Below are 22812 nucleotides of genomic sequence, written 5' to 3'. Positions count from 1 at the left end.
GCTTGAGGCTTTGGTCAATAACAGGATTGAAAAATCACGGCTGGTGCATGAAATATTTTAAAATGAAATGCAGCCGTCATGAATTTATTCTTGACAAGGGATTTTAGATTCAGTAGTACTTTTGCAAAATTGCAATAGAAATTGCATTGATTTAAGTTTAACATAAGATTTTAATATAAGCCAAGAAGGCCTGATAGAAAGAATTCTATTTGGGACTCTTGGCTTTTTTTGTTTGGGAGAGGTTAACAAAAAAAATATAAACAACCGTCAACGTACAAATTGAAGATAAAAAGGAAGACAGCACAGTATCCCGTCAAAGAAACATGCTGCCCTCCCGGGGAAGCCCCCTGATAGTCAGGGGGTTTATGCCCTCCTTATAACACCGCTGTATACACTCGTCAATACACCCGGCTTTGGGAAATATCTTTATTGTTTTGACAAAATGATTGATGGAGGGAATTGATGAATAAAATTGTTGTTCTATGTGTCATCCTGTTTTTTTTATCCAGCACGGTCTGTCCGGCAGAGCAGGAACAGGAAGATGCAAATATGGCCCGAATGGATGATATTGTAGTGACTGCTACAAAAACAAAAGAAGCGATCAGCAATGCACCGGGAAGCATTTATGTCGTATCCAGGCAGGATCTTGAAAAACGGAATATCAAAACCATTGACGATGCATTTGCAATTATCCCGGGGGCGTTTGTAAAACGAACCAAGGGATTGATGGATTCCACAAGCTCTGTAAGGCTCAGGGGATTTAATAATGATCGATATACCCTTATCCTGATTGACGGCCAACCGGTCAATGATGCTTATACGGGCGGTGTTGAGTGGGGGATGCTGCCCATAGAAAGTGTTGAGAAAATTGAGGTTGTTAAGGGGCCCGCATCAGCACTCTACGGCGGCAACGCCATGGGCGGGGTCATCAATATTATCACCCGGACACCGGAAAAGACCCATGGCCTTATCAAAGCGGGGATGGGGAATAATGGAACCCATCGGTACAGTGCAAGTTGCGGTACCCGGTTTAAAGAAAAACTGAGTTTAAGACTGGGCTATGAAGCCGAAAGTACGGACGGATATCCGACAACACCTGTTTTAAGCACAATTTCAAGTGGGGCGGGAAATGTATCCGGCGGCTATGCCATGAAGGACAACACCAATACCAAGGATAAATGGGTGGTGGGTGATAAGGGTGATAACAATGCAAAAAAAGAGACCATCAGCGGTAAAGCCGTATACGATTTCACGGATACGGGAAAGCTCTCTTTTTCCCTTGTTTCAGGCGAACATGAGTATGATTACGGTCCTCCGAATACTTATATGGGAACTTCTGGAGATAATACCACTTATGCAGATGCCGGGTCCGGTTTAAGGGCCAGGTTCAGGCCCTATAATTTTATTTATTATACCGGTATTGGTGACAATCAAACAGATATTATGTCGTTAGGTTACGAGGATATATATCAAAGTGTTCATGTCAGCCTGAAAGCAGGTTTTCACGATGTTGAAGACCGGTATACCACTCAATCCGGATCTGGAATGTCAAATTATTACGATTCTGCCGGAACTCTTAATGAGACTGAAAATAAGTCTTTGTTTTTCGAGGCCCAGGGAGATTTGCCCATTGGAGATTCACATCATTTTACCATGGGCATCAGCTACAAGACAGGTGAATCAGATACCAATGAACACAATATCCCGTACTACAGGAGTTATTCGGGAAGGAGTGCATCAACCTATCACATGGGTGGCAAAAGTTGGACATGCTCCATGTATGCCCAGGATGAATGGAGCCTGGATGAAAAAATCACCCTCTATCTTGGTACACGATATGATTATTGGGAGGTCTCTGACGGGTTGTCCGGAAATACAGGATCTGAAACCAATTATGCTGACAATAATGAATCCAGCCTGAGCCCCAAGCTGTCTGTCGTATGGAAACCCTTGTCAGATACTGTGGTAAGAGGTTCCATGGGCCAGGCCTTTCGTGCGCCCACCTTGTATGAGCTTTACCGGACATGGACTTCGGGGAGTACAACTTACCAGAGCAATCCCTATCTTAAGCCGGAAACGGTTAGTACGGTGGAGGCCGGGATTGATCAGTCTTTTTATCATAATCGGATAAAATTCGGTTTGACAGGGTTCTGGAATGAAATAGATGATTTGATTTACTACAAGATGGCAGGCTCTACAAAAACCCGGACCAATGCCGGTAAGGCAAAAACCCTGGGACTTGAACTTGAGTCATCCTGGGCCATGAGTGATCACTTTACTCTCTGGGGAAATTATACCTATACAAATGCCGAGATACGGGAAAATGCCACAGACCCTGACAGTGAAGGCAAACAGGTAACCGGGATACCTGAGAATACGTTTAACCTTGGACTTGATTTTAAAGCCGATTGTTACAAGGCAAATCTGACCGGCCGTTATATTTCCAAAATCTACAATAATTCCGACAATTCGGATGTTGCAGAAGGGGTATATTCGACCTATGAACCTGCCTTTTATCTTGATGCCAAAGTGACGTGGAGCCCGTTTAAGCGGTGGGATATTTCTTTGTCGGTTAACAATATCCTGGATAAGGAACACTACCAGTATTACAAGGAAGAGGGAAGGAGCTATTTTGCCGAGGTTGCTTTCAAGTTCTAAAAGATTTTATATGGCCGGATTCCTCTTGGCCGGCTTCCTGTTATCCGGGCTGCTTATCGTGATCATATCAGCCCGGGGAACGGCTTGGGCCGGAAATGCCGCACAATTTATTGTCATCGAAGATACATTTGGCAGAAAAATAACGGTGAATATACCGGTTCAACGTATTGTCGTTCTTAATTCAGATGCCTTGGAGGTACTGCGATCCATGGGGGCTCAGGATCTGGTCAAAGGGGTTTATTCCGAAATCGTTAAGGATGGTGCTTTTTTCCGGGAATTTTTGGACAGGCCGAGAGTGGGGTCCTGGAAGAATGCCAATGCCGAACTGATTGCCGATTTAAACCCCGCAATAGTGATCGCCTATGAGAATAATCCTGGAACGGAACTGGAAAAACAGCTTTCTTCCTTTGGGATACAGGTACTCAGGTTAAATTTTTACAAGCTCGGAACAATTGCAAAGGAGATTAGAACTCTGGGCAAAATTATTGGCAGAGAACAGCAGGGAGAAACACTTAGAGCATGGTATGGCCAAAAATTGGATGCTATTCAAAAACGGCTCGACAAGGTCAAAGAAAAGCCTCTGGTTTATGTGGAGAGCTATTCAGCCTTTCATACTGCAGGTCCCGGGTCCGGTGGGCATGACATGTGTGTCTATGCAGGCGGCAAAAACCTGGCTGATGAGTTTAAGGTTCCCTATTCGGAAGTTACTTCGGAATGGGTCATATCTAAACAACCGGATATAATTTTTAAAACTAGTGCCTGGGGAAACGGTTTTGAGAGAAATGACAGGGTGTTTTTTAATCATGTCAGGGATGAAATGGCTGCCCGTCCGTCCTGGAATCTGATCCAGGCAGTAAAAAATGGTAGAGTTCATGTGCTTGACAGTGGTATCTGGACAGGCCCAAGGGCGGTTATCGGGGTGGCTTATATGGCAAAATGTATTTATCCCCGGCTGTTTGACGACCTTGATCCTGAACAAATTCATAAAGAATATCTTGAATCCCTTCAGAGGATACCATACCAGGGCGTATATATTTCAGAGAATTTGTCTGGAGGAAGCAAGTGAATACAGATTGCCTGACCATTAAAAATCAGGATATGAAAAACCAGTATAAGGCATTGAAATACCGCAGCCTTGTTCTGTTGGTTGTCTTTTTTCTGCTGCTCTCAGTTATTGTTGTTATTGCGCTTTGTGTCGGGGCATCTTCCATCAGTGTTACGGATTCGATTCTGGCACTTATTGAGGATAACGGGATGGCAAGATCCATTGTATGGAATTTGAGACTTCCAAGGGTAATGATGGCCCTGCTTATCGGCATCGGTCTTGGCACATCCGGAGCTGTTTTTCAGGCTGTTTTAAGAAATCCTCTGGCATCTCCCTTTACGCTGGGAATCGGCTCCAGTGCAGGATTTGGGGCTGTTATTGCCATTGTGTTTTTTAACGGTCTTGTTAATGAATATGCAGTTGTGACAGGGGCTTTTATTTTTACCCTTTTATCTTCATTTATTATACTGGGGGTGAGCAGATATAAGGGAGCTACGCCAGAAACCATGATTCTTACAGGTATTGCCCTGATGTTTCTTTTTTCATCGTTAAGTTCCTTTCTTCAGTACCTGGGAACAAAGGAAGAGGTGCATGGGATTGTATTCTGGTTTTTTGGCAGTCTTTCAAAGGCCGGGTACAGGGAAATTGTCATGTCCGGTATGATGATTCTTATCCCCATGCCCTTTATGTTCAGATTTGCTTTTGATTTTAACCTCATGACAGCAGGCGATGAATCTGCCAGAGCTTTAGGGGTTAATGTTCCGGGAGTGAGAATGTTTTCCATTGCCCTGGCCTCTTTGATGACCTCAGGCGCCATCTGTTTTACGGGGGTGATTGGCTTTATCGGGCTTGTGGCACCTCATATTGCAAGGATGATATTTGGCAGTGATAATTTGTTTTTAATCCCGGCTTCTGCCTTGATCGGGGGTGTTCTGGTACTTTCGGCCGATACTCTTGGGAGGACCATGTGGTTGCCCCATGTTATCCCTATCGGGATTGTTACCTCCTTTATCGGAGTTCCATTTTTTTTCTACCTTTTGATTAAAAAAACAAAGGAGTACTGGTAATGCTTCAAGTTGGGAACCTTAGCTTTAATTACAGGCAAACCTGTGTACTCAAAGATATTGATCTGAATGTAAAAAAAGGGGAGATCATAAGTGTGCTGGGGCCTAACGGTGTGGGCAAAACCACTCTTTTAAAGTGTCTTTTGGGGATGATAAAACCCTGTTCCGGCTTTATTAAAATGGATGACATGGATATTTTAAAGATGTCACCAACACATCGCGCACGATTGATAGGGTATGTTCCCCAGGCCTTTCCATCAAAATTTCCCATGACAGTGTTTGATGCTGTACTCATGGGAAGAAAACCCTATGTGAGGTTTGTTCCTTCCGGCAAAGATTTGGAAGTCGTGAGTAAGGTTCTTATGTCCATGAATCTTAATCATCTGGGACTTAAGGATTTTGACCGGATCAGCGGGGGGCAGAAACAAAAGGTGCTGATTGCCAGGGCCATTGCCCAGGAACCGTGTTATCTTATTCTGGATGAACCCAGCAGCAACCTTGATGTACGGCATCAGTTAGAGGTAATGGACATGTTAAAAAAGCTTGCCCAAAAGAAAAATATCGGGATTATCATGGCCATGCACAGTCTGAATCTGGCATCCAGGTTTTCCGACAGAATCGTGATGCTCAAATCAGGCTGTATGGTCTGTAATGGCACACCTTTGGAAGTAATGACCCCAAAGATCATAGAAACGGTATATAAAATTGAGGTGAACATTAACAGGATCAATGGATATCCTTATACGATTCCTTTGAATCCCATGCCTGAAAATATAATCCATAAAGAACTATTAAATTAAAAGGTTTATCATGACGGAAAATAAAAAAATAAACATCGTGTCCATCATGTGGGGATCGTACCTGCCGGCATTTATAAAGGCTGCAAAGGAAAGCCGGCATGTGGATCTGACAATTTTTTCCCAAAAGGAAATTGTGAATGATTCCGATATCCTGGAAAATTTTTTTAAAGCTGCCAAAACAGCCGATGCCATACTGTTTTACTGGACCCATGATACCTTTTTTGAGGAAATCAGAGCAAGAATAGAGCAAGTCAATAAGGACGCCGTCATTGTAACTATATCCTTTGACCCCACTAACTGGGGGCTCTGTGCCACGGTTTCCCAGCCAGACTGTGCAATAGCCTATGGATACATGGCAGAAGGGGGAAAGGAAAATTATAAACGGCTCCTGGAATATACAGCCCACTTTTTACAGCCTGAAATTCAGATTAAGGAGCCAATTCCCATGCCCTGGCAGGGAATTTTGTGCCCGCCCGATTGGCAGGTGTATGAAACTTTTAAAGACTTTGTGGCTGCCCATCCCTTTAAACACGACATGACCGTTGGAATCCTTTTTTCCAGGCACACCTTTACCAATGGAGATGCTGCTTTGGAAAATGCCCTGATTGAGGCATTCGGGGCAAGAAAGGTCAATGTGCTGCCGGTTTTCTGCAATGGAACGCCGGATTCTGAAGCAGGGTCACTGGGACCTATCAAGGCGGCTGAGACCTGGTTTTTTGATAAAGATGGAAAACCCCTGATTCATGCCTTGATCAATTTGCATTATTTTTTTCTGGGTCGGGAAATGAACGATGATCTGAGTGAAACCGGTGTGGCAGCACAAAGCGTGGCTTTGTTTAAAAAGCTCAATGTGCCGGTGTTTAAACCTTTAGTCTCTTATTCAAAATCTGTGGAAGAATGGGAAAAAGATCCCCAGGGACTTACGGCAGAGGTTGGTTTCGGCATTGCCATGCCGGAATTTGAAGGCAATATCGAGCCTGTTCTTGTTGCAGCCAGCCGTAAAGTGACAGATGAGAAAACCGATACCGGTTTTGAAATCACTGAAGTTATCCCGGAGCGGGTTGAACACCTGGCAGATCGTGTAACTAATTTTATTAAGCTTGGCCAAAAACGTCCTGAAGAACGAAAAGTGGTTTTTGTTTTTCACAAGAATGAATGCGCAGGCCTGGAGGCAAATATCGGGGGAGCGGGTGGTCTTGACTCAGGGGAAAGTGTTGTCAGGATTATGAATGAAATGGGAAAACTTGGGTATAAGATCAATGATATTCCTGAATCAGGAGAAGATCTGATGCAGTTGTTCCTTGACCGTAAGGCCATTGCAGAATTCCGCTGGACCACAGTGGATGAGATCATCAGAAAGAAGGGAAATCTGGCCCTGCTGGACAGTGAGATATATCAACAATGGTTTGATGAACTTCCAAAGAAAGCTCAAGATGAGATGATTGAAGGGTGGGGACTGCCGCCGGGACAGGAAATGAACGGAGTTCCCCCCAGCATGGTCCATGAAGGACAGCTTGTGATCACAGGGCTGAATTTTGGGAATGTCAACGTGATCATGCAGCCTAAAAGAGGGTGCGCAGGCAGCCGGTGTGACGGCCAGGTCTGTAAGATCCTCCATGATCCGGATATCCCGCCGCCCCATCAGTATATCGCCACCTACATGTACATGGAAAAAATATTCAAGGCAGATGTCATTATCCATGTGGGAACCCACGGGAACCTGGAGTGGCTTCCCGGCAAGGGCGCCGGATTATCAAATGCCTGCTGGCCCGATATTGCCATCGGCAGGTTGCCGCATCTGTATATTTACAATTCAGACAACCCGGCTGAAGGAGTGGTGGCCAAGCGGCGCAGTTATGCCGTTCTCGTGAATCACCTCCAGGCCATGCTCACCATTTCAGATACCTATGAGGGGCTTAAGGATCTTGAGGACCTTTTGAATCAATATGGCCAGGCAAGGGATACGGACCCTGCAAGGGCACACCAGATCGAACACCTGATTCAGGAGGCCATTGATAAAAACAACCTGAGAAAAGAGGTGGATGCCGCCTTTCCTGCGGATTTCCAGGCCTTGACGGAACGGTGCCATGAATTGATATCCTCGGTCAAGAACAGCCAGACTGCAGTGGGCATGCATGTGTTTGGTGAAATTCCTGAAAAGGATGACCTGGCTGAATATATCAACACGATTTTAAGGTTTGATACCAATAATGAATTAAATACCCGAAGACTTGTTTTTGATCTCTGGGGAGAAGATATTTTTGATGCACTCCAAAATCCGGGCGGGCATGGAAAATCCGGCCGGCCCTACTCGGACCTTTTGTTTGACTCGGACCGCAAGGCAAAAGAGATCATCGCCCGAATCATTGAAAAACAGAATATTGAAACGATTTTGAAAATCGAATTCGGAAGCCTGCCCGGGACCGGCCTTTTAAACCGGCTGCAGGCCTTTTCCAACCGGGTGCTCAAAGTGGCCGGCCGCATGAATGATTCAAAGGAAATCAAATCCCTTCTCAATGCCGTGCAAGGCGGACATGTTCCGGCCGGCCCATCCGGTTTTATCTCCAGGGGGAGGTATGACATCCTGCCCACAGGCCGCAACCTGTATAATGTTGATCCCACACGCATTCCCACAAAAGCGGCCTGGCAGGTGGGTGTCAAGCTTGCCGACGCCTTGATCGAACGGTATAAAAAAGAAGAAGGGGCATTTCCCAGGTCCGTGGGCATGGTTTGGTTTGCCTCGGATATCATGCGGTCTGACGGAGAACAGATCGGCCAGATTTTTCATCTTTTGGGGGTGCGGCCGAAATGGAAAGGCAATGGCCAGATTAATGGGTTTGATATTATTCCGCTACAGGAACTGGATCGTCCCAGGATTGATGTCAACATCCGGGTGTCCGGCATTACGCGGGATTGTTTCCCTGATGCGGTCAAGTATGTGGATGAGGCCATTTGCGCCGTGGCCCTGCTCAATGAGGATCATCAAAGCAATTTTATCAGAAAACATGTCCTGGAACAGGCCGCCCGAAAAGGGCTTGATCCTGAAAATAGTGACGAGTTCAGACGGCTTTCCTTCAGGTTGTTCTGTGCCCAGCCGGGTGTTTACAGGGCAGGGGTCAACCTTGCCGTGTATGCGTCTGCCTGGAAAACAGAACAGGATCTGGCCGATGTTTATCTGTTCTGGAATGGTTATGCCTATGGTGCCGGAGAAAATGCTTTTGGAGTTGAGGCCCACCCCGAACTTATGGAAAACCTGAAACGGGTCCAGGTCACCTTTGACAAGCATATTTCCGATGAAACCGATTTTTTGAAATGCTGCGGGTTTTATAGCAATTACGGGGGCATGACCGTTGCGGCCAAGGCAATTTCCGGCAAAAAACCCAAAACCTACTACGGCGATACCCGTGACCCTGCCAATGTGTCGGTCACCGATTTTGCCGACGAACTTCGGCGGGTGGTCCGGGCCAAATTGTTAAATCCCAAATACATAGACGGCATGAAACAGCACGGATACAAGGGAGCCGGAGATCTTAACAAACGCATCAGCCGTGTTTACGGGTTCGGTGCCACTACCGGCGAAGTGGACAACTGGATTTTTGATGAAATTGCTGAAAAATTCATACTGGACCCTGAAATGAAGGACTGGTTTGAAAAGGTCAATCCCTGGGCCATGGAAGAGATCGGGCGACGGCTTCTGGAAGCCCAAAGCCGGGATATCTGGGACCCTGACCCGGAACTTTTAGAGCGGCTCAAGGAGGCATATCTCGATACCGAAGCCTGCCTGGAAGACCGGATGGGGGATGTGGCAGGGGATTTTCAGGGCGGTGCCGTGGATATCATGACCAGTGAGGATGTCGAGTCCTGGACCGAGAAGATGAAGGATATAAAGAAAATCATGCGGGAAGCGACCTGAGTTTAAGATTTGCAGCAGGTATTAATTTTTGCCTTTTTTGGGGGCGTTATCACCATAGGAAGATTTTACAAATGAAACATGATATTTTTCCATTTTCAGCCATTGTGGGACAGGAGCAACTCAAGCTTGCCCTGATCCTCAATGCTGTCAACCCGCGCATCGGGGGAGTTTTGATTCGGGGAGAAAAGGGAACGGCCAAGTCCACCACGGTCAGGGCTCTTGCCTCACTTTTGCCCATGATAAGGGTGAACAAAGGTTGTGCCTGGGCCTGTAATCCGGATGACAGCCATGGGCTTTGTGATGATTGTAAAAAAGGTCGTAAATGGATAACAGGGGGAAGCGCAGCCGGGCAGGATGTAATTGAGGAGCGCCGGACACGGGTGGTGACCCTGCCCTTGAATGCAACCGAAGACCGGGTGGCAGGCGGCATTGATTTTAACATTGCCGTTAAAAGCGGTGCCAGAGCTTTGCAGGCCGGACTTCTGGCCAAGGTCCACCGGGGGATTTTATATGTGGATGAAGTCAATCTTTTGGATGACCATATCGTGGATATTATCCTGGATGCATCGGCTTCAAAAAAAAACCGGATTGAACGGGAAGGCATCTCTTTTTGCCATGATTCAGACTTTATCCTGGTGGGGACCATGAATCCGGAGGAAGGGGAGCTGAGGCCCCAGCTCCTGGACCGGTTCGGCCTGTGCGTGGAGGTGGCATCGGAAAAAGACCTTGAAAAAAGAATCTGTTTGATGCTGAGAAAGGAAAGTTATGATGCCGATCCTGAAGGGTTTTCAAAGCAGTATCAAGCCGACAATGCTGTTTTGTCCGACCGGATCACAAAGGCCGGAACCCTTTTAAAAGAGGTTCGATTTTCAGACGGTTTAAGGGCTTTTGTGGCAAATCTGTGTGCTGAAAACAAAGTGGCCGGGCACAGGGCGGACCTTGTGATTGAACAGGCAGCCAAAGCGCTTGCCGCCTACCATGGCAAGGCCGAAGCCGGAATGGACGAGGTGAAACAGGTGGCCGGGTTTGTCCTGGTTCACAGGAAACGCGATCCGGCACCGCCGCCGCCACCAGACCATTCCCATGATCACAACAATGAACCTGAAGAGAACAAGGACCAAACTGAACAGGAAAAGCCTGAGTCCCCTGAACCCAATGAACAAGACCAGGAAGAAAAGGATCAGGAAGAAAAAGATCAGGAAGAAAAAGATCAGGATGGGCAGGCCCCGGATGAACAGGATCAGGAAGAAAACAGCATGGGGGAGGATAAAGACGAGCAGGAGTCGGAAGAAGAACAGTCCGAACCGGAGCCTGAATCCCGGGGGGAAAACGGGGAACAGGACAAAAAAGATGTGCTGGAAAAAATATTTGAGGTGGGGGAAACTTTTAAGGTGAAAAAATTCACCTCCCCCAAGGATCGGGTATTCAGAAGGGGGTCAGGTAAACGCTCCCGGTCCAGGACGGCTGCAAAACAGGGTCGGTATGTGAGAAGCACCATCCCCAAAGGCAGTCATGATATTGCCTTTGACGCCACCTTGAGGGCGGCAGCCCCTTTTCAGATCCAAAGGAAAAACAACAGCAACCTGGCTGTTATTCTAAAAGATCAGGATATCAGGGAGAAAATCCGGGAAAAGCGCATCGGTAATTTTCTGCTTTTCCTGGTGGATGCCAGCGCCTCCATGGGGGCACGGGGACGGATGGCAGCTTCAAAAGGGGCTGTGATGTCTTTGCTTCTGGATGCCTATCAGAAGCGGGACAAGGTGGCCATGGTGACTTTTAGAAAAGATGAGGCCTTTGTCAACCTGCCGCCCACCTCGTCTGTGGAGCTTGCAGGAAAACTTTTGGAAGAGATGCCCGTGGGCGGAAAAACTCCTTTGTCATCCGGACTTGTCAAGGGGTTTGAACTGTTGCGGAACCATTTGTTACGGGAGCCTGAAGCAAGACCCATTGTCATTATCATCACAGACGGCAGGGGCAACGTGGCCCTGGGAAATCAAAAGCCTTTCCGGGAGGCCCTGGACCTGGCAGAGAAAATGGCCCTTGAACAAAGAATACAATTTGTTGTGGTGGATTCTGAAAGCCAGGGGGCTGTTTCCTTTGGCCTGGCTGAAAAACTTGCCGCCAACCTGAACGCAGAATATTTTAAAATACAAGATCTTAAAGTCAACCAGCTGGTTGATATTGCAAAAGGAGGTTTGTTGTGAAAAAAATGAATGTTTATCCCTTCATGGCCATTGAGGGCCAGGAAGAGATGAAACTGGCGCTGATACTGAACATTATCAATCCCACCCTTTCAGGTGTCCTGATCCGGGGAGAAAAGGGGACCGCCAAGTCCACGGCTGTCCGGGCCCTGGCTCAAATACTTCCGGAAATTGAAAAGGTCAAGGACTGCCCGTTCCAGCATGACCCTCAAGGCAAACACCATGTCTGCATGGAGTGCGTCCGCACTGACTGCCGGGATCACATCCTTGGCAGGGGCCAGGGGTCTGAAATCGTCATGGAGGGCATTAAGGTCATTGAGCTGCCCGTAGGGGCTACCGAAGACCGGGTGGTGGGAACCATGGACATGGAACAGGCCCTTAAAAAAGGGGAAAAACAGGTGGAGCCGGGCATTCTTGCCGCTGCTCACCGGGGGATTCTCTACGTGGATGAAGTGAATCTTCTGGACGATCACGTGGTGGATGTGCTGTTGGATTCTGCAGCCATGGGGGTCAACACCATTGAACGGGAAGGGATTTCCTTTTCCCACCCTGCGCGGTTTACCCTTGTGGGCACCATGAACCCGGAAGAGGGTGAACTGCGGCCCCAGCTTCTGGACCGGTTCGGGCTCTGTGTCAATATCCAGGGGATATCCGATCCCGATGCCAGGGTCGCCATCATGGAACGACGCACCGGTTTTGATGAAGACCCGGAAGGGTTTTCAAGGCAATGGGAAGACGATTCTCAAGTCCTTGTGGAAAAAATCAAACAGGCAAAAGCTCTTTATCCGGATGTGACCTGTGAAAGACCCATGCTTTATGAAATTGCATCATACTGCCTGGATGTGGGTGTGGATGGCCATAGAGGGGATATCATTATTTTAAAGACCGCCAAAACCCTGGCCGCTTATGACGGCCGGACACGCGTTGAGTCAAGGGATATTGAAACCGCTGCAACACTGGCACTGCCCCACAGGGTGAGACGCCAGCCCCTGCAGGATATCGTAACCGATGTGTCCGGCATGCGGAACCGGAAAAAAGCCGCAGAATTTTCATCATGATCCAAATTCAACATCTCAATAAAACATATAAATCCGCCCATGCGCTCAAGGACGTTAACCTGCAGGTGGATAAGGGAGAACTCTTTGCTTTCCTGGGGCCTAACGGGGCCGGAAAGACCACCACCATACGCATATTGACAGGATTGACCCGATTGAGTTCGGGAACGGTCAGGCTCAACGGGTTTGATTTGGGGGACAGGGAGATTGAAACCCGCCGGCAGTGTGGGCTGGTGCCCCAGTCCATCAACCTGGACCGGGAACTTTCCGTGTTTGAAAATTTGAATATCCATGGCAAACTTTTCAGGATGAACAAACAAAAAAGATTGCGCAGGATTGAAGAACTCCTTGATTACGTGGAGATGGGAGACCGGAAGGGCACCCTGGTCAAAAACCTGTCAGGGGGGATGAAACGGCGAGTCATGATTGCAAGGGCGCTGTTGCATTCTCCGGCCATCCTGTTTTTGGATGAACCCACTGTGGGGCTGGATGCCGGCATGCGCCGCAAGATCTGGGCGCTGATTAAAAAAATCCAGCAGCACGGCACCACCGTTTTTTTGACCACCCATTACATTGAAGAGGCCCAGTTCCTGGCCGACCGTGTTGCCTTTCTGGATAGAGGTACCGTCGTGGTACTTGACACTCCGGTCAATCTTATGAACCGTCAAGGAACCTGGGCCCTGGACTGTCTCAAGGAGGATGACATGGAAACACTTTATTTTAATGATCGGAAAGAGGCCAATGACCACATTGCCGCCCATAAAGACAGTTTTACCCTGCGGCGGGTCAACCTGGAGGATTCTTTCCTGGCTTTGACAGGGAAAAAAGTAAAATGATACAAGGCGCATTTGCAGTTTATTACAGGGAATTATTGATACTGAGACGGCGGTTGTCCAGGCTTATCCCTTCCTGGTCCGTATCTCCGCTGCTGTACCTGATTGCTTTCGGCTATGCCATGGGTAAACATGTGGCGGTTGACGGGCACACCTATATGGAGTTTCTCATCCCGGGTCTTATTGCCATGAGCAGCATGACCCAGGCCTTTTCCATTTCCAGCGAGATCAATATTGCACGGTTTTACTGGCATATTTTTGAAGAAATCCAGGCAGCACCGGTATCTGATCTCTCTTATGTGACCGGTGAAGTTTTGGCCGGGATGACACGGGCATTCTTAGCCATTGCCGTGATTCTGGTTCTGGGCCTTTTATTCGGGGTTGTGCTTTCCCTGAACGTATGGTTCTGGCTGGCAATTGTGTTGAACAGTTTTGTGTTTGCCTCCCTTGCCGTGGGGCTTGCCATGCTGGTCAAGTCCCATGCAGACCAGACCCTTTTGACAAGCTTTGTGATCACGCCCATGGCATTTTTAGGGGGGACCTTTTTCCCGGTGGAAAATTTTCCGGCCTGGGCCCAGAAGGTTATTTTCCTTCTGCCGCTGACCCATGCGGCCACAGCCATCCGGACGGCATCATTCGGCGACATGCCGTCTTTGTCTTCCCTGTTTATCCTGGCAGCCATCGGAAGCATGTTCTTTTATATTTCCGTATTGTTCGTCAAAAAAGCAAAGGACTGATGCCTGTCATGAAATCTTATCTTGAGCTTTATTTGCTCTTGACAAGGAATTTCAGATTCAGTATTACTTTTGCAAAATTGCAATCGAAATTGCATGGATTTGTTTTAAAACCAAGATTTGAATATAAGCCAAGAAGGCCTGATAGAAAGAATTCTATTTCAGGGCTCCTTGGCTTTTTTTTGTTTGGGAGATGTTAGTACAAAAAAACATAAATCATTAAGAAGTTAGGTACAAGGTTAAGATAAAAATAGGAAGACAGCACAGTATCCGGTCAAAGAGACATGCTGTCTTCCGGGGTAGCCCCCTTGATATTCAGGGACTTTAACCCTCCTTATAACACCGCGGCAACGGCTCGTCAATACACCCGGTTTTGGGACGTATCTTTATTGTTCCGACAAAATGATTAATGGAAAAAAATGTGGTCAGCCATTGCTGTGATAGTTGTGTTATCAATTCCTCTTGAGAGGGGGAATGGTGATCAGGGCAAAACAGTAATCTTTATTTTATGGCATGCCTGTGAATGCTGGTAATAAAGATACTCGGAGGAGGGATAATATGAAAAAGGAAAGAAAAGGGATTTTATGTTGTTTGGCATTGGTTGTAACATTTTTGTTTTGTGGGGTGTGCCTGGCTTATGATCAATCTTTGAAAAATGAGCCTGATGATGCCGTTGACCTTGGTGAAGTTGTTGTTTCAGCCACCAAATCGGAAAAGATGATTGTTGACACCCCGGTCAGTATTTCGGTCATTAAGAAAGATGAGCTTGATCAGGCCCCCAATGTGACCATTGACGAGGCTTTCCGTTATACGCCGTCCGTTCAGGTGATTCGGGGTGAGGGCATCGGTACCACCCATAATTTTATAAATATCAGGGGAATCGGTACAAAACGCAATCTCCTCTATGTGGATGGCGTCAACATGGTTGAGAGCATGTCCGGTAATACAACCCTCAGCTTGTTGCCAACCCAAGGTGTTGAGAAGATAGAAATATTGCGGGGACCGTCGTCGGCACTGTATGGCGGGAGGGGGATGAGTGGTGTGATCAATATGTTTTCTTCTCCTCCTGAAAAAGGTGTTAAGGGTTGTGTAAAATCATTTTTTGGAAATTATGATTTTAAAAAATATAACACAAATATTTCATATGGAAGCGATAAATGGGGGATTGCTTTAGATGCCTCAAATACCGGTACGGACAATTACTGGTCACGGGACAATATGATTAAGCGTACCTATGACTATCGCAGCGGTGACTATTCCTATGATTTTGACGCTGATTATGAAAAATCAGACCATGTCGGGTGGGAAAACTGGAATCGGGATTATGAAGAGAAATCGATCCAGCCCAAAATATTTTTAACCCCTAATGACGATACCCGTATCACGGTGAGTATGGGGTATATGGAAAACGAAACCGGCAACGGGTATACCGACAGATATACTGATGCAAACGGCAATGATGTGGAAAAATACCTTGAAAAAGATAAAGAGTTTATCGGTCTCTCAGGTAAAACAAACCTGTCCGACAGTTCAAATATATCCTACCGCCTGACATATCATCACCTGGAAAGCAAAAACACAGGTGAAAATATGGACCTTGCCAAGAGTTTGGATGATCCGGCCCAGCTTGCCCCGGGCGGTCGAGCCCCTCAATTTTACCGATCCGAATCAAGCCAGGGATCCAAAGATTATGAATTTGAACTCAGCTATTCCAAGTCTCTGACAAGCCAAATGCTGGGCGATCATAATTTAACAGTCGGGATGCAATACCAAAGCAATAATGTGTACTGGTCCATCCAAGAACAAGGCACGGGCAGGTCGCTGACCAACCCGGTTGATACCACCAAAACCGGTTATTCACTTTACCTTCAGGACGAATATTTCATAAATGATAAATTCACACTGACAAGCGGGCTGAGGGGTGACATGTATGATGAGTTTGACGAACAGCTGTCCCCCAAACTGGCCTTGCATTTTAAACCCAATCCGGATACACAATACTTTATTTCTTCAGGATATGCGTTCAACCCTCCCTCATACTCCCAGAAATTTGGAACAGACTGGAACATGACCGCCTATACCATCCGAACGAATAATTCAAATTTAGACGCGGAAAAATTATGGTCTGCGGAAATCGGCGTCAGGAAAAGATTTAAAGAAAATCTGAACTGCAGTCTGAGTGCTTATTATGCCGAAGCCAGGGATTTAATTGAAAGCATCAAGGAAAAAAAGAAAATCGGCGGATCAAACAAGGTTACAATGACCTATGAGTATCACGATAACATTGACCGGGCTGTGATGCAGGGAATCGAGTCTGAAATCACATATGATTTTAATAAACATCATCATTTGACAGGAAGTTTTTCCATAATGGATGCTGAAAATGCGCAAACCGATAAAAAACTGCCGCAAATCCCCGAGATGATGGGATCGATTGCCTATCAATACAACCGTGACTTTAATTTGTTCGGGCAGGAACATAAATTCTGGTCAACCGTTCGGGGCCGTGGGCAGAACGCGTTTCTCATCGAAGAATACAGTGTTGATGAGCCCAAAGAAGTATCCGGTTTTTTTGTTGTGGATTTGTCAATGGGCATTGATGTGGCAAAACATGCCAAACTGTTTTTGAATGCAACCAACCTGTTTGACAAAGACTACCGGGAATTCACCTACACCCGTTATCAATCCGGACGTATGGTGATGTTTGGTGCTGAAATCTATTTTTAATCTATTTTACATAGAAGTATTTTTTTAATGAACTTTTAAGGAGTCATGAAATGAAAATCGGTGCAATATTATCTCCTTTTGGCCCAAGCCGGGGAATTGTCGTCCAAACGTTCGGCCAGGCATATGCTGAATTGAAAAAAGGGGGGGCTGCATTTGAACTTCGCATTGAAAATATGGCCGGCGCTGAACAAACCATGGTTGAACCGGATCCTGATTTTTTGAACTGGTGCGCTGCCGAGGCCGAGGTTATTCTGGTATTGATTCCATCTGCTTATGGTGCGTTGTTTACAGAACTCAATGCCATCGGAGAAAAAACAGGCAAAATGATCATCCCGCTTTCACCGGAGTGTATGCAGGTTTCAAATGGTGTGTCCGGCGAAGAATTGAAAAGGATCTGGGCCTATCAGCAGAACGGCGGGACGGCTAATATTAAAAACCTTCTTTGGTCTGTGTTACACCTTGCCGGTTTGGAAAAAGAACCTCCTCCCTTACCAATAGCGATGCCCCTGTGCGGAATTTATCATCCGGATCACAAGGAACCTTTTTTGTCTCTGGATGAATATTTAGCCTTTAAGCCGCTTGATGAGAATGCATATACCGTGGGCCTGTTTTTCCCCCGTTCATATTGGATCGACAATGCGCTTGATGTTATCGATGCATTGATGGAAACGCTTTTGATGCAGGGGGCCAACGTTATTGCGGTTTTTAATGATAAATTCAAAGGGGAGGGTGATGATGTTGTTACCGAAAGCTTTTTCATGAAGAACGGGACACCTTTGATTGATGTTCTATTGATGCAGGCCTATTTTTTTCTCAATTCCAAAAGAGAGAAAAACGGCGCAGGGTTTCAGCAGAACGAGACCCATGTGTTACAGCACTTAAATGTTCCAACGCTCTTGATGATCAACAGCCTGCAGTCAAAAGCGGAATATGAGGAAAACCCGGAAGGGCTGGCCGTACCCCAATATATCATTTCAATTGTTCTTCCCGAGTTTGACGGCATTTCCCAACCCGTATTGCTGGGGGTGACACAAAACGATATTGATCGCAGTACAGGCGCTACCATCCAGAGACCGGTTCCGGTTCCCGGGCAGGCGGACTATCTGGCCCAAAGAGTTTTAAAATGGTGTGCCCTTGGAAAGAAAAACAATGCCGACAAACGCATCGCCATTATCCTTCATAATTCACCCTGCCGCAGCGGTGTGGAAGCTACCGTGGGTGCAGGTTTCGGCCTGGATACCCTGGAAAGCACGGCGCTTTTATTACAGCAGATGGAAAAACAGGGCTATCAATTGGATTGGGTCCCTGACAACGGCAGGGAATTGATCCGGATTATTCTTGAAAAAAAAGCCATCAGTGAATTCCGCTGGACCCCCCTTGAGGAGATCATCAAAAAAGGCGGTGCAGCAGGCTTTGTGGAATTGAATACCTACCGGGACTGGCTGTCCGAGCTTCCGGACGAGTCATTCCAAAAAATCGTCAACGGATGGGGGAATCCTTTCAGCGGGGATTTATCCATGCTGGGTGATCTTGAAAAAATGAGCCTGGCCCTTTATGAAGGCAAAATCACCATTCCCGGTTTGATCAACGGCAATGTCTTTATCGGATTGCAGCCCAAACGCGGTTGTGCCGGTGCCCGGTGTGACGGCAGTGTGTGCAAGATACTTCATGACCCGCAAGTGCCGCCGCCCCATCAATATCTTGCCTTTTACAAGTGGGTGGAAAGAGGATTTAAAGCCGATGCCATGATCCATGTGGGAACCCATGGGAACATCGAACTTTTGCCCGGAAAATCCGTGGCCCTTTCTTCATCCTGTTTTTCCCATTTTTGCGTCGGCAGTTTGCCCCACCTGTATATTTACGTGGTCAGCAATCCCATGGAAGGGTCCATTGCAAAGCGCCGGGGGCTTGCCGTGATTGTGGATCATCTTCATCCGGTAATGGCGTCAACCCGTCTGTATGGGCCGGTTGCCGAACTGGAAGAACTGTCAGAGGAATATTACCGGGCTAAATCCGCAGATGAAAAAGGCCGTCTCAGGGAGCTTGAAAAAATTATCATTGAAAGCGCCCGGCAGGCATCAATTATCCGGGAACACGATGAGTTTGAACAATTCGATGATTTTGTGGAATATATTCACGGTCAGATGAATATGCTGACCGAAACCATGTTCCGGGACGGACTGCATACCCTTGGCCAGGCTCCCCGGGGCGAACAGCTTATCAGCATGCTTGCTTCAATTCTCCGGTTTGACCAGGGACAGGTTCACTCCCTCAGGCGCTTTATCCTTGAAACCATCGGGCTGGACTACTCAGAGGTGCTTGACCAACCGGAAGCCCTGAGTCCCATTTTCAATCTGACCCACGCAAGGCTGTTGCAGTTGACCGAAGATGCGGCAAAAAAAATCATTTCTCAAGCGGTCGCAACACAGTCGGACCTTACCCGTGAAAATCTGTCATTGATGGTTTCCAATATCCTGATGGAGGTATTCGGAGCAAATGTGTACTGCCTGTCCCAAGAGCGGACTGAAAGTCTTTATCAAATTGTTGGCTTTGGCCTGGAACTTTTGCCGGCCATTGCCGGGACCACACAGGAAATTGAAAATATTATCCGGGGGTTGAACGCAGAATTTATCGAACCCGGTGCATCCGGGGCCCTGGCGCGGGGGAAAATCGAAACCCTTCCCACGGGCAGGAATTTTTATTCCATTGATCCGTTTAAAATCCCCACACCGGCCGCATGGAATGTGGGGGTTCAACTGGCTGAAAAATTTTTTCACAAGTATCTCCATGAACACGACGAATATCCTGAAAACATTGGGTTTGTTTTTCGTTTTTTTGATATTTTCCGTGCCGATGGTGAACAATTGGCGCAAATGCTCTACACGCTGGGTGTCAAACCGGTCTGGAACGGCAGCCGTATTACCGGTCTTGAGGCCATTCCCCTCAGTCAGCTCCAAAGGCCGCGTGTCGACATCACGGTTCAATTGTCAAACATGCTGCGGGATGGTTCGCCCCGTGCCTTTGAACTGGTGGATGAGGCGGTCCGGATCGTGGCGGACCTGGATGAACCGCCGGATCAAAATTTTATCCGCAAGCATGTGATGGAACGTATGTCAAAAATGCAAACGGAAGATGACGAAAAAAAGAAGATGCGGTTTGCAACTTTTCGGGTTTTCACTGCGGCCCCGGGTGTGTATGACTACGGCAGCAATACCGCGGTCGCCGCTTCCGCCTGGGAAACAGAAGAGGATCTGGCGCAAATTTTTATCGACACCTGTCATTATGCATATGGTAAAGGCAGTTTTGGCATACCGGCCAAAGAAGAATATAAAGCCAATTTAAAACAGCTCACCGTTACCTATGACAAATGGGATTCAGATGAATATGATATCCTTGACTGCTGTCATATTTTCGGCAGTCACGGCGGATTCACCCAGGCTGCCAAAACAATTTCCGGCAATGATATCAAGGTTTATTTCGGAGATACCCATGATCCGGACCGTCCCCGCATCCGGGACATGGAAGAAGAACTGGACCGTGTCGCTCGGACAAGGTTGTTGAACCCGGAGTGGATCGAAGGCAAAAAACGTCACGGCTATAAAGGTGCCACAGTCATATCTGACAGGGTTTTTCATATATACGGCTGGCAGGCAACCACACGTCTGGTAGGCAACTGGGTGTTTGATGAGATTGCGCAAAAATTTGCCATAGATCCTGAAATGCGAAAATGGTTTAAGGAAAACAATATTTACGCCATGGAAAGTATTGTCCGGCGCTTGATGGAAGCCCAAACCCGCGAGCTCTGGTCGGCAGACCCGGATCTTTTGGAAGACCTGAAAGAAGCATACCTTGAGATCGAAGCTGATCTTGAAGAACAGATGGATGATATCAGTTCGGATTTTCAAGGATCAACCATTGAAATTATCAAAAAGGGGAACTTGAAAGCATAATGGCTGTTTATATTTTCAACCGTTTTTTTTCCATGGGGCTGGTGGTTTTTGTGGTGTCTGTATTTACTTTTTTACTGATTCATCTGGCACCCGGCGATCCAAGGATTCTAATGGCCATGTCCCGCTTCGGAAATGATATCACCCCTGAACAGATCGAGTGGATCGGCGAAGAGATGGGATTGTCCGCCCCCGTCCATGTTCAGTATGCCATCTGGCTGAAGCACGTTTTTTCAGGTGATCTGGGCAGTTCCATCCGGACTGACCAGACGGTTGTTTCCGAACTTATGACACGTATTTGTGCTACCCTTCAACTGGGGTTAACCAGCTTTATTCTTTCCATGTTACTGGCTGTGCCCATCGGCATTTATGCTGCGGTTAAAAAGAATTCGTTTTTTGACCTTTGCACGATGGCGGGGAGCATATTGTTTATCTCTTTGCCTGGTTTCTGGTTTGCACTGCTGCTGATTTTATTGTTTTCCGTGAATCTGGGCATATTGCCGGTATGCGGCAGGGGCGGCATTGAACATATGGTCCTGCCTGTTACCGTGCTGGCCCTTGGAATGGCGGCACCCACAACACGGCTTGTACGGACATGTATGCTGGAAATTTTAAAACAAGACTATATTCTTTTTGCAAGGTGCAAAGGTCTTCCGGAAAAAATCATCATATTCCGGCATGCCCTTAAAAATGCTCTGGTGCCGATAATAACCTACAGTGGCATTAAATTAACACGTATTTTTCAGACAACCGTTATTATTGAAACTATTTTTGCCTGGGAAGGTATTGGAAAACTGATGGTGGATGCCTGTTTTGCCAGAGATTTTCCCATGATTCAAGGCTGTATTCTTTTGGTAGCCAGTGTATTTGTGACCATCAATTTCATTGTGGATATACTGTATTTATATGCCAATCCGAGAATCAGTTTCATGAAAAAAGAAAAACCGGTTTGGGGTTAATGACAGATGATTAAAGACATTATGAAAAGCAAAAAGGCTGCAACCGGTCTTTTAATTATGATTCTTCTGGTTATAACAGCGATATTTGCACCAATACTGTCACCGTGTGACCCGTATCAACCCAATATCGAGCATCGACTGCAAGGCCCTTCAGGGGAGTTCCCTTTTGGAAACGATTATCTGGGCCGTTGCGTGTTCAGCCGTATTATTTACGGAAGCAGGCTTTCCTTGAAAGTCGCTTTTATCATCGTTTTTTTGCAGGTTCTCATTGGTTTGTCAATGGGGGCGGTTTCCGGATATATAGGGGGGATGGTGGATGGATTGATCATGCGTCTGGTTGATGTTTTTATGGCATTGCCTTCACTTGTACTGGCATTGGTGCTTGTTGCGCTTACAGGTCCCGGACTATACGGCATCACCGCTGCCATGTGTGTGACCGGATGGACGGAATATGCCCGCGTTGCACGGGGGGATGTGCTGGCTCTCAAAGAAAAGGAATTTATAAAAAGCGCCAAAGCTTTTGGGTTTTCAACCCCATACATTCTCATCCGGCATATTATTCCGAACATTATGGCACCCATTCTGGTTCTGGCAACACTGTCCGCCGGTTTTACGATTTTACTGGTTGCCGCCTTCAGCTTCATCGGCATAGGGGCTCAGCCGCCTGAGGCGGACTGGGGATCCATGCTGAGTGAAGGCCGGTCCTTTATGCGCATGGCACCCCATTTGACTGTTTTCCCGGGCATGGCAATCATGGTCACAACCCTTTCATTTTATCTTTTCGGCGATGCCTTGAGAGACATCATGGATCCAAGATATAAAACCCGGGATATTACACCATGATATTATGCCCTGATATTATACAAGGGGAACATA

13 protein-coding genes are annotated in these 22812 nt (G+C 47.0%); all 13 read left to right on the top strand.

Going from position 1 to position 22812, the window contains the following annotated elements:
* Positions 1–462 precede the first annotated feature (462 nt).
* The 13 genes from BLT94_RS14025 (at position 463) to BLT94_RS13965 (ending at position 22779) form a co-directional block, all read left to right on the top strand.
* On the top strand, positions 463–2658 hold the full coding sequence (locus BLT94_RS14025; RefSeq protein WP_092235329.1) for a TonB-dependent receptor: 2196 nt from the start codon (positions 463–465) through the stop codon (positions 2656–2658).
* Positions 2633–3724, top strand: a complete 1092-nt coding sequence (locus BLT94_RS14020; protein ID WP_139169034.1) for an ABC transporter substrate-binding protein — start codon at positions 2633–2635, stop codon at positions 3722–3724. Before BLT94_RS14025 ends, BLT94_RS14020 begins: the two co-directional genes overlap by 26 nt.
* Positions 3721–4770 carry a FecCD family ABC transporter permease gene (locus BLT94_RS14015; RefSeq protein WP_245743132.1) on the top strand — a complete coding sequence of 350 codons (1050 nt, stop codon included), beginning with the start codon at positions 3721–3723 and terminating at the stop codon, positions 4768–4770. Before BLT94_RS14020 ends, BLT94_RS14015 begins: the two co-directional genes overlap by 4 nt.
* Entirely contained in the window at positions 4770–5567 is a 798-nt protein-coding gene (locus tag BLT94_RS14010; protein ID WP_092235323.1) for an ABC transporter ATP-binding protein, read from the top strand. The genes BLT94_RS14015 and BLT94_RS14010 overlap by 1 nt, the downstream gene beginning before the upstream one ends.
* Positions 5568–5577: 10 nt before the next feature.
* Entirely contained in the window at positions 5578–9480 is a 3903-nt protein-coding gene (gene cobN, locus BLT94_RS14005) for a cobaltochelatase subunit CobN (RefSeq protein ID WP_092235321.1), read from the top strand.
* Between the two features lie 71 nt (positions 9481–9551).
* The gene (locus BLT94_RS14000; protein ID WP_092235319.1) at positions 9552–11684 is read left to right on the top strand and encodes a putative cobaltochelatase; all 2133 of its coding nucleotides are present in this window, start codon (positions 9552–9554) and stop codon (positions 11682–11684) included.
* A 5-nt stretch (positions 11685–11689) separates the two neighbouring features.
* The gene (locus BLT94_RS13995) at positions 11690–12739 is read left to right on the top strand and encodes an ATP-binding protein (protein WP_245743141.1); all 1050 of its coding nucleotides are present in this window, start codon (positions 11690–11692) and stop codon (positions 12737–12739) included.
* Entirely contained in the window at positions 12736–13572 is an 837-nt protein-coding gene (locus tag BLT94_RS13990; protein WP_092235313.1) for an ABC transporter ATP-binding protein, read from the top strand. The genes BLT94_RS13995 and BLT94_RS13990 overlap by 4 nt, the downstream gene beginning before the upstream one ends.
* The gene (locus BLT94_RS13985) at positions 13569–14306 is read left to right on the top strand and encodes an ABC transporter permease (RefSeq protein WP_092235310.1); all 738 of its coding nucleotides are present in this window, start codon (positions 13569–13571) and stop codon (positions 14304–14306) included. Before BLT94_RS13990 ends, BLT94_RS13985 begins: the two co-directional genes overlap by 4 nt.
* A 555-nt stretch (positions 14307–14861) precedes the next feature.
* Entirely contained in the window at positions 14862–17030 is a 2169-nt protein-coding gene (locus BLT94_RS13980) for a TonB-dependent receptor plug domain-containing protein (RefSeq protein WP_175530362.1), read from the top strand.
* A gap of 50 nt (positions 17031–17080) precedes the next feature.
* Positions 17081–20980 (top strand): cobaltochelatase subunit CobN, encoded by a 3900-nt coding sequence (gene cobN, locus BLT94_RS13975; protein WP_092235304.1) that lies wholly within the window; start codon positions 17081–17083, stop codon positions 20978–20980.
* A complete protein-coding gene (locus tag BLT94_RS13970) occupies positions 20980–21936 on the top strand; it encodes an ABC transporter permease (protein WP_092235301.1) in 957 nt (318 codons plus the stop codon). Before cobN (BLT94_RS13975) ends, BLT94_RS13970 begins: the two co-directional genes overlap by 1 nt.
* 6 nt (positions 21937–21942) lie before the next feature.
* The gene (locus BLT94_RS13965; RefSeq protein ID WP_092235298.1) at positions 21943–22779 is read left to right on the top strand and encodes an ABC transporter permease; all 837 of its coding nucleotides are present in this window, start codon (positions 21943–21945) and stop codon (positions 22777–22779) included.
* Positions 22780–22812 lie beyond the last annotated feature (33 nt).

The organism is Desulfobacula phenolica (assembly GCF_900105645.1).
Lineage (GTDB): Bacteria > Desulfobacterota > Desulfobacteria > Desulfobacterales > Desulfobacteraceae > Desulfobacula > Desulfobacula toluolica.
The sequence above is the reverse complement of the archived record's forward strand: the minus strand, read 5'-3'. Positions and strand labels throughout refer to the sequence as shown.

What these genes read in the sequence shown, in the direction of transcription:
- BLT94_RS14025 (WP_092235329.1), top strand. Translation starts at nt 463, where the DNA reads ATGAATAAAATTGTTGTTCTATGTGTCATCCTGTTTTTTTTATCCAGC.
- BLT94_RS14010 (WP_092235323.1), top strand. Translation starts at nt 4,770, where the DNA reads ATGCTTCAAGTTGGGAACCTTAGCTTTAATTACAGGCAAACCTGTGTA.
- cobN (WP_092235321.1), top strand. Translation starts at nt 5,578, where the DNA reads ATGACGGAAAATAAAAAAATAAACATCGTGTCCATCATGTGGGGATCG.
- BLT94_RS14000 (WP_092235319.1), top strand. Translation starts at nt 9,552, where the DNA reads ATGAAACATGATATTTTTCCATTTTCAGCCATTGTGGGACAGGAGCAA.
- BLT94_RS13995 (WP_245743141.1), top strand. Translation starts at nt 11,690, where the DNA reads ATGAATGTTTATCCCTTCATGGCCATTGAGGGCCAGGAAGAGATGAAA.
- BLT94_RS13990 (WP_092235313.1), top strand. Translation starts at nt 12,736, where the DNA reads ATGATCCAAATTCAACATCTCAATAAAACATATAAATCCGCCCATGCG.
- BLT94_RS13985 (WP_092235310.1), top strand. Translation starts at nt 13,569, where the DNA reads ATGATACAAGGCGCATTTGCAGTTTATTACAGGGAATTATTGATACTG.
- BLT94_RS13980 (WP_175530362.1), top strand. Translation starts at nt 14,862, where the DNA reads ATGAAAAAGGAAAGAAAAGGGATTTTATGTTGTTTGGCATTGGTTGTA.
- cobN (WP_092235304.1), top strand. Translation starts at nt 17,081, where the DNA reads ATGAAAATCGGTGCAATATTATCTCCTTTTGGCCCAAGCCGGGGAATT.
- BLT94_RS13970 (WP_092235301.1), top strand. Translation starts at nt 20,980, where the DNA reads ATGGCTGTTTATATTTTCAACCGTTTTTTTTCCATGGGGCTGGTGGTT.
- BLT94_RS13965 (WP_092235298.1), top strand. Translation starts at nt 21,943, where the DNA reads ATGATTAAAGACATTATGAAAAGCAAAAAGGCTGCAACCGGTCTTTTA.